Annotated in this window: 13 protein-coding genes; all 13 read right to left on the bottom strand. The window is 61.9% G+C overall.

The window, feature by feature from the left end:
* Nucleotides 1-804 carry an ABC transporter ATP-binding protein gene (locus ACXX81_RS22070; RefSeq protein ID WP_458572401.1) on the bottom strand — a complete coding sequence of 268 codons (804 nt, stop codon included), beginning with the start codon at nucleotides 802-804 and terminating at the stop codon, nucleotides 1-3.
* Nucleotides 801-1,949, bottom strand: coding sequence for an ABC transporter permease (locus ACXX81_RS22065; protein ID WP_231422158.1), 1,149 nt, complete (start codon nucleotides 1,947-1,949; stop codon nucleotides 801-803). Before ACXX81_RS22065 ends, ACXX81_RS22070 begins: the two co-directional genes overlap by 4 nt.
* Before the next feature lie 54 nt (nucleotides 1,950-2,003).
* On the bottom strand, nucleotides 2,004-3,035 hold the full coding sequence (locus ACXX81_RS22060) for a DUF5924 family protein (protein ID WP_209986913.1): 1,032 nt from the start codon (nucleotides 3,033-3,035) through the stop codon (nucleotides 2,004-2,006).
* A gap of 70 nt (nucleotides 3,036-3,105) precedes the next feature.
* Entirely contained in the window at nucleotides 3,106-4,491 is a 1,386-nt protein-coding gene (locus tag ACXX81_RS22055; RefSeq protein ID WP_209986916.1) for a M16 family metallopeptidase, read from the bottom strand.
* A 57-nt stretch (nucleotides 4,492-4,548) separates the two neighbouring features.
* Nucleotides 4,549-6,207: a Na/Pi cotransporter family protein gene (locus ACXX81_RS22050; RefSeq protein ID WP_209986919.1), complete on the bottom strand. Its 1,659-nt coding sequence runs from the start codon at nucleotides 6,205-6,207 to the stop codon at nucleotides 4,549-4,551.
* Nucleotides 6,208-6,404: 197 nt separating this feature from the next.
* A complete protein-coding gene (locus tag ACXX81_RS22045) occupies nucleotides 6,405-7,172 on the bottom strand; it encodes a TerC family protein (protein ID WP_057006164.1) in 768 nt (255 codons plus the stop codon).
* Nucleotides 7,173-7,240: 68 nt separating this feature from the next.
* Nucleotides 7,241-8,548, bottom strand: a complete 1,308-nt coding sequence (locus ACXX81_RS22040) for a CitMHS family transporter (protein WP_209986922.1) — start codon at nucleotides 8,546-8,548, stop codon at nucleotides 7,241-7,243.
* A gap of 323 nt (nucleotides 8,549-8,871) precedes the next feature.
* Nucleotides 8,872-10,833, bottom strand: coding sequence for a DUF7844 domain-containing protein (locus tag ACXX81_RS22035; protein WP_458572400.1), 1,962 nt, complete (start codon nucleotides 10,831-10,833; stop codon nucleotides 8,872-8,874).
* Nucleotides 10,830-11,150, bottom strand: coding sequence for a DUF2388 domain-containing protein (locus ACXX81_RS22030; RefSeq protein WP_209986930.1), 321 nt, complete (start codon nucleotides 11,148-11,150; stop codon nucleotides 10,830-10,832). Before ACXX81_RS22030 ends, ACXX81_RS22035 begins: the two co-directional genes overlap by 4 nt.
* 17 nt (nucleotides 11,151-11,167) lie before the next feature.
* Nucleotides 11,168-11,485, bottom strand: coding sequence for a DUF2388 domain-containing protein (locus ACXX81_RS22025; RefSeq protein WP_231422154.1), 318 nt, complete (start codon nucleotides 11,483-11,485; stop codon nucleotides 11,168-11,170).
* 109 nt (nucleotides 11,486-11,594) lie between these two features.
* Complete coding sequence (locus ACXX81_RS22020; protein ID WP_458572399.1) at nucleotides 11,595-11,915, bottom strand: DUF2388 domain-containing protein; 321 nt, start codon at nucleotides 11,913-11,915, stop codon at nucleotides 11,595-11,597.
* A gap of 337 nt (nucleotides 11,916-12,252) precedes the next feature.
* Nucleotides 12,253-12,468: a DUF1127 domain-containing protein gene (locus tag ACXX81_RS22015; RefSeq protein WP_003233780.1), complete on the bottom strand. Its 216-nt coding sequence runs from the start codon at nucleotides 12,466-12,468 to the stop codon at nucleotides 12,253-12,255.
* 318 nt (nucleotides 12,469-12,786) lie between these two features.
* Nucleotides 12,787-14,280, bottom strand: a complete 1,494-nt coding sequence (gene scpC, locus ACXX81_RS22010) for a succinyl-CoA:acetate CoA-transferase ScpC (protein ID WP_458572398.1) — start codon at nucleotides 14,278-14,280, stop codon at nucleotides 12,787-12,789.
* Nucleotides 14,281-14,435: the final 155 nt, after the last annotated feature.

The raw sequence follows: 14,435 nt of genomic DNA, 5'->3' as shown, positions 1-14,435 counted from the left end.
TCATACCTCGTTGAGCGGTTGAGCGGCATCCAATGCCGCGCGGCCCCGTGGGCCGTGGAAATAGTCGTGAATCCAGGGGTCGTCGGTTTCCGAGACGACATCGATGGCGTCGGCCACCAGCACTTTCTTCTGCGCCAGCACCGCCACGCGGTCGGTGATGGTGTACAGCGTGTCCAGGTCGTGTGTGACCAGAAACACGCTCAGGCCCAGCGCGTCGCGCAGGGTCAGGATCAGTTGGTCGAATTGCGCCGCACCAATCGGGTCGAGGCCGGCAGTGGGTTCGTCGAGAAACAGGATATCCGGGTCCAGTGCCAGGGCACGGGCCAGGGCCGCGCGCTTGATCATGCCGCCGGACAGCGATGCCGGGTATTTGTCGGCGGCCGACAGCGGCAAGCCGGCCAGGGCCAGCTTGACCGCCGCCAGGTGCTCGGCGTCGGCGCGGCTGAGGCCGGCGTGTTCGATCAGCGGCAGGGCGACGTTCTCGGTGACGGTGAGTGACGAAAACAGCGCGCCCTTCTGGAACAGCACGCCAAAGCGGCGTTCCACCAGGGAGCGTTCGTGCTCGGGCAGGTTCGGCAGGTTCTGGCCGAACACACGCACCTCGCCGGCGCTGGGCCGGCGCAGGCCGACGATACTGCGCAACAGCACCGACTTGCCGCTGCCGGAGCCGCCGACCACGGCGAGGATCTCGCCTTTGTACACATCCAGGTCGAGGTGTTCGTGCACGCTCTGGCTGCCAAAGCGATTGCACAAACCACGCACTTCAATCACCGCATCGGCGGGTGCACGCAGTGGACGGCTCACCAGCCCATCTCCATAAAGAACAGTGCGGCGACCGCATCCAGCACGATCACCACGAAAATCGACTGCACCACGCTGGAGGTGGTGTGGGCACCCACCGACTCGGCACTGCCGCTGACCTTGAAACCTTCCAGGCAGCCAATGGCCGCGATCAGAAACGCGAACACCGGCGCCTTCACCAGGCCCACCAGAAAATGCTGCACGCCGATGTCCGATTGCAGCAGCGACAGAAACATTGCCGGCGAGATATCCAGGGCAACGGCACACACCACGCCACCGCCGACAATGCCCGAGAGCATCGCCAGAAACGTCAGCATCGGCAGCGCCACCAGCAGCGCCATGACGCGCGGCAACACCAGCAGCTCCATCGGGTCCAGGCCCAGGGTGCGGATGGCGTCGATTTCTTCATTGGCCTTCATCGAGCCGATCTGCGCGGTAAAGGCGCTGGCCGTGCGGCCGGCGATCAGGATGGCGGTGAGCAATACGCCGAATTCACGCAGAAAAGAGAACGCCACCAGGTCCACGGTAAAAATCGTCGCGCCGAAGCTCTTGAGCACCGTGGCGCCCAGAAACGCCACCACTGCGCCCACCAGGAAGGTCAGCAGGGCGACAATGGGCGCCGCGTCGAGGCCGACCTGCTCCAGGTGCGCGACCATCGGCGTGAGGCGCCAGCGTTTGGGGCGCAGCATGCCGCGGGCGAAGGTTTCAAGGATCAGGCCGATAAAGCCCAGCAGCTGTTTGCTGTCCTGCCACACGGTGTCCACCGCCCGGCCGATACGCGCCAGCAACTGGACGCTGGTGGCCTCTTCCGGGCCTTTATCGGGCACGCAGAAATCGTTGAGGGAGCGGTAGACGGTCTTGAGCAACGCGCGGTCGGCGGCGGACAAACTGCAATCGGTCTGTTCGGCCGATTGCTCGATGCGGGTGGGGCCGAGCAATTCCACAAGCAGCGACGCGCCGGCAGTGTCCAGCGCGCCAAGGCCGTTGAGGTCGATGCGTGCGGCGGCGTCGTACTGTCCGTCGAGCCTGGCTGACAGTGTGCGCAGGCTTGCGTAGTGGGCCAGTGTCCAGTCCCCCGTAATCCGCAACTGTGGCGGCGAGATGGACGTATCGAGGTGGGCTGCGCCGGGCGTGGGACTGCTGGTCATAAGCTCCGAGCTTGTCTGCTATTTCGCAATGGCTACGTAATAGCACACTACCGTCTACGTTGGGTTGTCCGTTTGTGCGGTGTCCGTCACTTTGAAGCGCAGCACGCCGATCACCTGCCCGTCTTCGGTGAGCACCTGCACCTGCCAGCGCCCTACGGCGTCGCCGGGGAAGTTCTGTTTGTGGGTCCAGGCGCGGTAGCCTTCCTTGCGTCCGCCATGGATATCGAGGGCGATGCGGTCGACTTCTTTCCCGTTGAATTTCCACACATGGTAGATCCGCTCATCGAGCCCGCGCGGCGCGTTGATGGCGGTGTAGGCGTAAAGCCCGCCGCTGCGCAACTGGGCAGCGTTGACTTCCTTGAGGTCGTCACCGGGCGTGCGATCCTGCATTTGCGTGCTGATGGCCACTTCGGTCATCCACAGCGTGGCGGGCGGCACCCAGCTGCGCAGGAACCAGCCAGCGCAGCCGATGGCGGCCGTGACCCCCAGCAGCATCGCCCAGCCCCTGAGGCTACGCAGCGGCAGGCTCAACGCCAGGCTGGGAATTGACAGCGCCATGGCCACGCCGAGCGCCAGCTTGTAACTCTCGGCGGTGGTCAGGTGCAGGATGATCGGCAGCGCGGTGAGCAGCGCGGCAAACAGTGTCAGGGTGTGCAGGGCCAGGAACAGCGAGCGCTTGGGCGCCAGCCATTTGTAGTACAGCGGGTCGATGATCGACACCAGCGCCGCCGCGCCCAGCAGGCCGGTAAACACCGATTGGCCGCTGTTCCAGGCGGTGGTGACGAAGAAAAACGGCAGCACGAAAAACAAGCTTTCCTGGTGAATCATCTGGGTGGCATAGCGCAACAGCGGTTCGGGGATTTCCCGCTTGAACAGCTTGGCGAACAGTTGGGTGAAACTGTTTTCCAGCATCAGCCACAACCAGCTCACCAGCATGATCACCGCGATCCAGCTGGCCATGCCCTGCTGGCGGTCCACCAGAATGAAGCTGCCCACACCCGAGATGAAGCCGCCGAGTGCGATCACCCCTGGGTAGCGCTTCATCAGTTCGAGGATGCGCTGGATTACGTGACTCAGGTTTGGCATTCGGCGATTCGCAGTAGGTGTAGGAAAAGATCCCGGACAGAATAGCGTCTCGGTACGCGTGTGCGGTGACTCACTGCGCGATCCGTTTGCGATAACCGCGCACGCCGATCAACACAATCGCGATCAGCCCGAGCACGCCGGCGCCGATCCAGTTCAGAGCGTCGTAGCTGAGCAGCGGTTTTTCGATGCGCCAGTAGCCCGGTTGCTTGAACACCTGGCGCATGGCCTGGTTGGTCTGTTCCAGGCTGACCGCTTTGATGCGCTTGACCGGGTCGCTGAAGCGCCCGTTGGCGTACTCGCCGGACGCGCTCCAATAATAGTCGGCCAAGGCGCTGTTGCCCTGCACGGCCCAGGCCTGGCGGGCGACGGCGGCCTGTTGCAGGCGGGCGAAGGCGGCCGGATCGAGGCCGTCCTTGAGCAGCCTGGCTGTGAGGTCTTGCAGCACCTGTTGGGCCTCGGGGAGGTCTTCGCGTTCAAGATCGGCATTCAGGCTGAGGAAGCCGACACCGCCGAGTACTTCGCGCTCACTCCAGGGGCCGTAGGATAAACCGTGCCTGAGGCGCAGTTCGCGATACAACGCCCAGTCGAGGTAATCCTTGAGCAGGTCGTAGGTTTCGTCGTGCTGATCGTCCAGCATCGGCTCGGGAAACAGCCAGTGCAGCTTGGCGCCGTCGCCGACCCAGCCGCGCATCAGGTCGCGACGATGAGCGGCGGCGTGCTGGATTTCGGGCAGGGCCAGGTGGTCGGTCGGCTCGACCGGGTCGAGTTCGCCGTAGGTGCGCTCAAGGTAGGCCGGCAGCAGTTTGTCGAGGTCGCCGACGATAATCAGGGTCATGTTGTTGGGGGCGTACCAGTTTTTGCGCAGTGCCTCCAATTGATCGCGCGTAAGTTGACCGACCTCGGCCCGTTCGGCGCACTTGAGGCCCAGCTCGACCGCCAGTTGATTGCTGGCGGTGTGGCCCAGGTCCTGGCGGTCGAGCAGGCGCTGCAGGTGCGAGTAATGCCCGCCGTCCTCGCGCTCGACGACGCGCTTGGCGGCATTGATATTGGCGTCGGTCAGTTCGGTGCGGGTGAGGATGGCCAGCAGCAGGTCGAGCACCTTGCGCTGGTTGTGTGCCGGTGCCTCGATCACAAAGGTGGTGTCGGCATTGCTGGTGTAGGCGTTCCACTCGCCGCCCAGGGCTTGCATGCGGTCTTCGAGATCACCTTCGCCGCCACCGTCAATGCCGCTGAACAACAGGTGTTCGAGCAGGTGCGGCAGCTCTTTTTGCTCACAACTGAAGTCATCCAGGCCCACGCCAACCACCAGGCGAATCGCCACATGCCCGCGTTCGGTGCCTGGCTTGAGCAGCACTTGCAGGCCGTTGGGCAAGGTGTAGCCCTCGACTTGCAAACGGTCAAAAGCAAAGGCATGGGCAGAGCCCATGAGCAGGCAGGCGAACAACAGGCGACGCATAACAAGCTTCCTGGCGAGTGAGGTCAGCTTTAACTGACTTCACGGGCCACCATCCGTTCAGGGTGAATGCGTGATGTCGGCAATATCGTCGGAGGAGAGTGCGCCGGTGTCGGACGTTTCCAGCACGACATAGGCGCTGCTGCAAAACAGCGAGTTGAGGCGCTTCATGTCGGCAATCAGCTCCAGGTGCAGGGAGCTGGTCTCCAGGCTCTGTACGATCTTGTGTTGCAGCCGGCTGACATGGGCGTGAGCCAGGCGACGCTCCTGGGCGCGGAAGCGGCGTTTCTCGCGCAGTAACTGGCGGGCGCTTTCCGGGTCGGCACTCAGGAACACCGACAGCCCCAGGCGCAGGTTGGCGATCAACTGGCTGTGCAGGCCCGAAAGCTCCTCCAGGCCGACCTCGGAAAACTGGCGGCGCTGCGAGGTCTTCTGCTGCTGCACCTTGCGCAGCATGCGCTCGATCAGGTCGCCGGCCAGCTTCAGGTTGATCGACAGCTCGATGATCTCGGCCCAGCGCCGGCTGTCGTGTTCGCCCAGGTCTTCGCGCGGCATCTGCGCCAGGTAAAGCTTGATCGCGCTGTACAGCGCCTCGACGTCGTCGCTGAGACTGCGCATTTCCTGGGTGATGGCGGTTTGTTTGCCGCGCAGCACTTCCTGCATGGCCATCAGCATGTTGTCGATCAGGTCACCCAGGCGCAGGGTTTCCCGCGCAGCGTTGGCCAGGGCGAGGCTCGGTGTGGCGAGGGCGGCTGGGTCCAGGTGGCGCGGCTTGGCCTTGCCGTTGACCTCTTCGCGCTCCGGCAGCAACCACTCGCACAGCCGCGCCATCGGGCCGATGGTGGGCAGCAGGATCAGGCAGCGGCTGACGTTGTAGAGCAGGTGGAAGCTGATGACCATGCCTTGGGCGCTGTAGTCCAGGCTGTCCATCCACAGCACCAGCGGGTCGAGCACCGGGATGATCAGCAGCAGGCCGATCAGTTTGTAGAGCAGGCTGCCCAGCGCCACCTGGCGCCCGGCGGCGTTCTGCATGCTGGTGCTGAGGAAGGCCAGTATGCCGCTGCCGATATTGGCGCCGATCACCAGGCCGATGGCCACATGCAGGCCGATCACGCCGGCACCGGCCAGGGTGGCGGTAAGCAGCACGGCGGCCAGGCTGGAGTAGGAAATCATGGCGAACAGCGCGCCGATCAGGGCGTCGAGCAGGATGTCGCCGGTCAGCGAGGCGAAGATCACTTTGACGCCCTGAGCATGGGTGATCGGTCCGGCGGCTTCGACGATCAATTGCAGGGCGAGGATGATCAGGCCGAGGCCGATGCCCACGCGGCCCAGTTGGCCGGCGCGCGTCTGTTTGCGCGACAGGAAAAAAATAACACCGAGGAAAATCAGCAGCGGTGACAACCAGGACAGGTCGAAGGTCAGCACCCGCGCCATCAGCGCCGTACCGACGTCGGCACCGAGCATGGTCGCCAGTGCGGGCACCAGCCCCATGAGGCCTTGGCCGACAAAGGACGTCACCAGCATCGCGGTGGCGTTGCTGCTTTGCACCATGGCCGTCACCAGAATACCGGCGACGAAGGCCAGCCAGCGTTTGGACATGTTCTGCCCGATGACTTGGCGCAAGTTGGAACCGTAGACCCGCAGAATGCCGGTACGGACGATGTGCGTGCCCCAGATAAGCAGGGTCACGGCGGAAAGCAGATTGAGCAAGGTCAGCATGCTCGGCCCCCCGTGTGGGTGTGCTCCATGAAGAGCGAAGGAAAGGTGCCGCGTGCCGTTCTACGTCTTGTACTTAAGCTGTAGTTGGCGAATAGGCTCCGCGCCAGCATCGCATAGCTACATCAGGGATTGAAACAAAACTGTCATGAGGAGCGCTCCCACGCGGAGTGTGGGAGCGTTCAGCAGCGGCTCGGGGATTATTGACCCGGAACATCCTTGCGCAGTTTCACTGGGTCCTGCTGTTTCTTCTTTTTCGCGATGGCGGTACGCATCTTGATGTTGACCGCTTCCACCGCCAGTGAGAACGCCATGGCGAAGTAGACGTAGCCTTTTGGCACGTGCACGTCGAAGGATTCGGCGATCAGCACGGTACCCACCACCAGCAGGAACGACAGCGCCAGCATCTTCAGCGACGGGTGCTTGTCGATGAACGCGCTGATGGTGCCGGCCGCCAGCATCATCACCAGCACCGCGACCACAATCGCCGCGACCATCACCGGCACATGGGAGACCATGCCGACGGCGGTGATCACCGAGTCCAGGGAGAACACGATGTCGATGATCGCGATCTGGATGATGGTGTAGATGAACTTGCCACCCTTGCCACCGGGTTCGTCCTGGGATTCGTCTTCACCTTCGAGGGCGTGGTACATCTCCTGGGAGCTTTTCCACAGCAGGAACAGGCCACCGAAGAACAGGATCAGGTCGCGACCGGAAATACCCTGGCCGAACACCACGAACAGGTCGGCCGTGAGCTGCATGACCCAGGTGATCGACAGCAGCAACAGGATGCGCGTGACCATGGCCAGGGCCAGGCCGAAGATCCGGGTGCGCGCCTGCATGTGCTTGGGCATGCGACTGACCAGGATCGAAATCATGATGATGTTATCGATGCCCAGGACGATCTCGAGGGCCGTCAGGGTGAAGAAGGCAATCCAGATTTCCGGATTGGTCAGCCATTCCATGTGTATTCCTTTGAGCAAATGTTAAACCGCGCAAGCTGCAGCGCCGCGCGGTGAGTGAGTCGGTAGGATTATAGAGTGCTGAACAGCGGAAAAATCCCCATCAGCAATGCGGCGAACATTATGCACAGGCATACCAGCACTGCCCACTTCAGGGTAAAGCGCTGGTGATCGCCGAATTCGATACCGGCCAGAGCCACCAGCAGGTACGTCGAAGGCACCAGCGGGCTGAGCAAGTGCACCGGTTGGCCAACGATCGAGGCGCGGGCCATTTCCACGGCGGTGATGCCGTAGTGGCTGGCGGCTTCGGCCAGTACGGGCAGCACGCCATAGTAGAACGCGTCGTTGGACATGAAGAACGTGAACGGCATACTCACCAGCGCGGTGATCACCGCCAGGTAAGGACCCAGGGCTTCCGGGATGACCGCCAGCAGGCTCTTGGACATGGCGTCGACCATGCCGGTGCCTGACAGGATGCCGGTGAAGATACCGGCGGCGAAGATCAACCCGACCACCGCCAATACGCTGCCGGCATGGGCGGCGACGCGGTCTTTCTGTTGTTGCAGGCACGGGTAGTTGACGATCATGGCGATACTGAACGCCACCATGAACAGCACCGGCAGCGGCAACAGGCCGGCGATCAGTGTGCACATCAGGCCCAGGGTCAGCGCGCCGTTGAACCAGATCAGCTTGGGACGACGGGCGTCGGGGAATTGCGACACGCTGATGTCGCTGTGGTCGATGTCGTCGCCCTGCAGGTGCAGCTCACCCAGGCGTGCACGTTCGCGCTTGCCGTACATATAGGCGATCACCAGGATCGCCACTATGCCGGCAGCCATGGCCGGAATCATGGGTACGAAGATGTCGGACGGGTCCACATGCAGCGCGCTGGCGGCACGGGCGGTCGGGCCACCCCAGGGGGTCATGTTCATCACGCCACCGGCGAGGATGATCAGGCCGGCCATGATCCGCGGGCTCATGCCGATGCGTTTGTACAGCGGCAGCATGGCCGCCACGCAGATCATGTAGGTGGTGGCGCCGTCACCGTCGAGTGACACAACCAACGCCAGCACGGCGGTGCCCACGGACACTTTCAGCGGGTCGCCCTTGACCATCTTGAGGATCTTGCGCACGGCCGGGTCGAACAGGCCGGAATCGATCATCAGGGCAAAGTAGAGGATGGCGAACATCAGCATCACGCCGGTCGGCGCAAGCTTGGTGATGCCTTCGAGCATCATCGGGCCGATCTTCGGTGCGAAACCGCCGAACAGCGCGAACAGGATCGGCACGATGATCAAGGCGATCAGCGCGGACAGGCGCTTGGTCATGATCAGGAACATGAACGTGATGACCATGGCAAAGCCAAGGAAAGTCAGCATAGGGATACTCCAGGCGTAGCGCGGCTAGGGAATGGCGAACCGGTTGGGGTCAGCGCAGAACGAAAGGCACGAGGCGTACGGGGGGAGTGAGGGCAAGCAGGCGGTTACTAGCGGACATCAGGGATCACCATTGTTGTTGTTAACAGTCGGTCTGTTGCCGACAGTGAGGGCGATCCTAGACGCGTAAGCTTTCAGCCAGCTTTCGCCGGGGAAACGGGGGACACACGGTAAAAAATTTCACACTGCTTGAATTTATATAGCCTGGCTTTATGTGGGAGGGAGCAAGCCCGCTCCCAGATCTGGATTGTGGTGCAACACAGGGTCTACGGCAGTTCAAGGCCGCCAGCGGCTTTATGGAGGCTGCGCAGGTGCTCGCCGACTTGCTTGAGATTCGCCTCGCACGCGGCGATCTCGGCGGCGCGGGATGGCTCCAGCAGCGCCCTCACCTCTTTATCCAGCTCGCCAGTCAGCGATTGCAGTTGTTTCTGGCGTTCGGCGCTCTCCGATTCAAGACGCTTGGCTTCCGACGGCTGCGGCAGACCGTAACCGCTGCTGCCAAGCAGCTCCGCCGGGCGGCTGAGGAAGCCGCTGTTGGCGAGGATCTGTTGCAGCGTGGCGTTGGCCTTCTCCATGCCACCGTTCTTCAACTCGCGGGCACCGAGGTAGCGTTGTTTGACTTCGTCCTGCGCCAGCATCAACTGTCTGCGAAAGCTGGCCTGCTCCAGCAGCAGCAACGCGGCGCTGGTGCGCAGGTCGGCCTGGTCGAACCATTGACGGCGCTCCTGGGCACTCAGCGACAGCCAGTCTTCGACCTCGGTCTGCTTGATCGGCAGGTATTTGCGCAGCACATCGAACATCGCCTGGTAGCGCTCACGGAACGAGTCGAAGTGGTAACCCAGGCGCAATGCCTTGCGTTTGTCGTCCAGTACGCTGGTGTCCGCCAGGCCCCGGGCTTGCAGCACTTCGAGCAGGCCGTTGGGGGTGATGTTGTCCAGCCCGGTCAGTTGCGGGTTGGCGCTGCCGCTGCGCAACAGCTTGAGGCTTTCGACGGCGCAGTTGTTGGAGATGAAGAAATAGTTGCCGTCGTAGCTCCAGTGCATCTCGGCGGCGTGTTCGACGGTGTCGTTGATCTCCTGGCGCGACAGCTTCAACGGTACGGAGGCCAGGCCGCGCAGCTCGGTCTTGGTGTACTCGTCGATCACCTGGGCCAGCGGCAGCACGAACAGGCGTGACGGGTACTTGCCCACCAGGCCGTCCCAGCTCGACAGTTGTACGTCACCGACGAATGCGCGGTAGGACAACACCAGATGCTGGTCCAGGTCCAGCCGACAATCCGGGCCACGAGGGCGCCCGGGGGCGCAGATCACCAGACGCAACATGCTATGACCCCAGCGGCTGACCAAATTCTGGTTGGCTTCGGCGAGCAGGTAGTCGATTTCGTAGACGCGCTCGGGATCGACGTGGCCCAGTGGCGTTTTGGCAAAGTCATTGCCGGCGTTGAGGAAGGCGTAGGTCTTTTCGCAGGCGTCCTGCTGGGGGGGCGCCCAGCCGAAGTGTTCTTTGTAATAGCGGAACAGCGAAGGGCGACGGCAGGCGTAGCTTGGGTCGAGGAGGAAGTACTCCATGTTGACCGCCACGAACTCCAGCGGGCTGGTGGTTTCGTAGATGTCCGGGCTGCGCGCGATCTGGCGGTTGTGTTGTTCGCGTTCGCCGCGACGGCCCACATATTGCGGCCAGCCAGCGATGTCCAGCAGGCGTGGATCATCGCTGAGGGTGAAGCGGCGGTTGTTCTGACCCCGGCATTGGTCGGGCAGGCCGATCAGGCCGGTGATGCTGTTCTGGCGGCTGCAGCGGTTGATCAGCGCGCGCTCGTCTTTGGACCACAGGCGCGCACGGTCGTAGATGTGGGTCAGTTCATGCAGCACGGTGGCGAGCATTTCCCGGCGCACGGTGCCGTGGGGGCGATGGGTCTTCCGGGTGGCAGCGCTGCCGTCGGTGAGGCTGGCGAGCAGGTTGCGGTTGAGGTCGAGCTCGGACACCAGCGAGGCCTGGCCGTAAGCGTTTTCGGGCATCTGGTCGGTCCAGCCGACATCGATGCGGCGGTCCAGTTGCTCGATAAAACGGGGCGGCAAGGCGCGCATCGCTTCATCGAGCAGCGCCTGGCTGGCCTGCTGTTCGGCGGGGCTCAGGCCTTCGGTCTTGAGCCGCAGTTGCAGGCTGGCCTGGGCTGCGCCGCTACACAGCAGCACAGTCCCGGCCAGGAGCCAGGCGAGCAGGCGCCTCACAGAGCGAGAATAGCTTCGGCGAGAGTCTGGTCAGTGGCATCGCGGGCTTCGGGCACGCGGGTGCGCAGGGTGTCGAAGGCAGCTTCGAGTTGTGCGCCGCGGATCTCGCCATGGGTGGCGACGAAACTGGCAGCATCATCGTGGGCTTCACGCACGACTTTGGAGTCGCGGATGGAGGTGGTGGTGTCCGAGGTGAAGTCGATGGTGCGCGCTGAGGCACGGACGACGATGTTACTGGTGGCCTTGAGGGTTTGCGCCTGGGCGACATCCGCCAGGAACAGCAGGCCGAGGACGGCGACGATCAGCGGGCTACGCATGGAATGGCTCCAGAATATTAAGATGATGATTGGACGAGAATTGCCTGCGCCAGTTCAAGGTCGCTTGCATGAAGTTTTGGCCGGGTGCGGCGCAGGTAATCCAGCGCAGACTCCAGGCGTGCGCCCCGCCATTGGCCGTCAGTGGCAATGAAAGCGGCAGCATCATCCCGTGCGGCCAGTACTCTTTTTCTGTCGAAGGGGGCGGACGTCACCTTGCTGGTGGCGTACACGCTGACGACGGTGCTCTGCACGGTCACGTCAAAGGCCGAAGCCAACGGTGACCAGCCAGCGCACATCAACGCGGCAACAGTGAACAGTCGGTAAGAAAAAGCCATGGGACTCGACGCTTGAAAACGAGCGCCAAGGCTAGCGCAATGCCCCGGCGAGAGCCAGCGCAGCGGCGTTTGGGAGCGGCTGGCGCTCCCTTTTCCTACACCGCGGTTATCAGATGGCCAGGATCGCCTGAGCCAGTTGTGCATCGGTTGCGGTATTGAGCTGCGGCGCCTGTTGGCGGATCTGCGCCAGGGCGCTCTCCAGCTTCACGCCACGGATAGTACCTTCACTGGCGACAAAACTGGCGGCGTCGTCACGGGCGGCGCGTACGACTTTGTTGTCGCGCAGGGAGGACGTGGCGTCGGAGGTTGCATCGGATGTGGCTTTCAGCGCGCCGACGATGGAATCGGTGGTGACGATAAAGCTGCTGGCGTGAGCATTGGCGGCCACAACGAGAAGCGTGGCAGCGCTCAACAGACGAAGACGGGACATGGGGTGACTCCTGTGGATGAACAATCAAGGTGGCGCAGGACCTCTGCGCTGTGGGCGATGTTGCCATTGAGCAATCAGACGTCAGCTCTGCACGGTTCGCCACGTAGTAGCGGGATATTAGGCTGCCGCTTGAGTGTTCGGGTAATTTTATATCGCTGCTTTAATTGTACTGGTGCTTTTTTAGTTTATAAGAACTGTACTGTTTTCGAAGTAAATCGTTTTCAGATCCAAACGCCGAATACAACAAAACCCGCCTCCGGTCTCCCGGGGCGGGCTTTGTTTTGACAAATCAGATTGCTGGCGTTGGACCCGGAAGGTCAGGGCCAGCGAGCGCCAATCAGCGCCAGAACGGCTTGCTCAGCTCTTCGTAGCGTTGAGCTTCGCTGATACCGGCGTCAGCCAGCAGACGCGAATCCAGGCGAGCCAGTTGATGGCGGCTGGAGATGCGGCGCTGCCACAACATCAGGTTGGCCAGAACGCGCAAAGGCATGGAAGCCTGGTTATTTACAGCTTTTTCTTCGAAGAACAGTTCGGAACTGAGTGTACGTTCCATGATTGCATCCTTCCGCTTATGGCGGGATTAGGTAGTGGTTTAACTGATGCCAATGATCCTCCTCGGGCGCAAGACTCTCCAGATACAGTTCACCTGTATTGTGAGGGCCCAGTTAACTGTTTAAAGGTGCTGTACTGTACGGAAATGGGGCAACTGTACCTGTCCGCACTGAAACAGTGCGAAATAAGTAATTTCGAGCTGAGGCGTAGGATATTTCCGTAAGAAATGACCAGTACAGCAGTACAGTTTTTTACATAACTGCGGGCGTTGGCTGCGAGCTGAGCAAACTGTGTTTGCATCAGCTCGAATCTGTATCCATCACGCCTTGAGCATATGCCCGGTTTCTTCCAGGTTAATGTGCCAGCTCAGTGCTTCGCGCAGGATGTGCGGCGTATGCCCGCCGATAGCGCAGGCAGCTTCAAAGTAACGGTTGAGGGCATCGCGGTACGCCGGGTGCACGCAGTTGTCGATGATCACCCGCGCCCGTTCCCGTGGCGCCAGGCCGCGCAGGTCGGCCAGGCCGACTTCGGTCACGAGGATATCGACGTCATGCTCGGTGTGGTCCACATGGCTGACCATCGGCACCACACTGGAAATCGCGCCATCCTTGGCAATCGACTTGGTGACGAAGATCGCCAGATGCGCATTGCGCGCGAAGTCGCCGGAGCCGCCGATGCCGTTCATCATGCGCGTGCCGCAAACGTGGGTGGAGTTGACGTTGCCGTAGATGTCGAACTCCAGCGCCGTGTTGATACCGATAATACCCAGGCGCCGCACCACTTCAGGGTGATTGGAAATCTCCTGTGGGCGCAGTATCAGCTTGTCCTTGTAGTGTTCCAGGTTGCCGAATACGTCTGCATTGCGACGTTCCGACAAAGTGATGGAGCTGCCGGAGGCGAAGCTCAGCTTGCCGGCGTCGATCAGGTCGAATGTCGAATCCTGCAACACTTCCGAATACATGGTCAGGTCTTCGAACGGCGATTCGATCAGGCCGCACATCACCGCGTTGGCGATATTGCCGATGCCGGCCTGCAGCGGGCCGAGCCTGTTGGTCATGCGCCCGGCGGCGACTTCCTGCTTGAGGAAGTTGATCAGGTGATCGGCGATGCCCTGGGTGTCGCTGTCCGGTGGCGTCACGGTCGAAGCCGAATCCGCCTGGTTGGTGATGACGATGGCGACGATCTTTTCCGGTGGAATCGGAATCGCGGTACTGCCGATGCGATCGTCGACATTCACCAGCGGGATCGGTGTGCGGGTCGGTCGGTAAGTCGGGATATAGATGTCGTGCAACCCTTCCAGATTCGGGTTGTGCGCCAGGTTGATTTCGACGATTACCTGTTTGGCGAAAATCGCAAAGCTGGCCGAGTTGCCCACCGACGTGGTGGGCACGATATGCCCCTGCTCGGTGATGGCGATCGCTTCGATCACGGCAATGTCCGGCAATTTGAGCTGGTTGTTGCGTAATTGCTCGACGGTTTCCGACAGGTGCTGATCGATGAACATCACTTGGCCGGCGTTGATCGCCTTGCGCAGGGTGCTGTCGACCTGGAACGGCATGCGGCGGGACAGCACACCGGCTTCGGTCAATTGCTTGTCCAGGTCGTTGCCCAGGCTGGCGCCGGTCATCAGGGTGATTTTCAGCGGTGAAATTCTGGCGCGTTCGGCCAGGGCGTGGGGCACGGCCTTGGCTTCGCCGGCGCGGGTGAAGCCGCTCATGCCGACGGTCATGCCGTCCTCGATCAGTGCGGCGGCGTCGGCCGCGCTCATGACCTTGTTCATCAATGAAGGCAAGCGGATACGATCACGGTACATGGATAGTTATCTCGGGCTACGGAGGCAAGGTGCGCAGTTTAGTCATTTCAAAAAGTTTCGGCGCGCTACCATGGTCGCATGCCAACGCTTGATGTAGAGCCTTTGGTCGGTTTTACCCGCGCATTAAAAAACCCCAGCCTACGACAGGCCGGGGT

This window comes from Pseudomonas sp. GNP013 (assembly GCF_054343995.1).
Note: the sequence above shows the minus strand (reverse complement) of the source record. Positions and strands in the feature narration are given on the sequence as shown.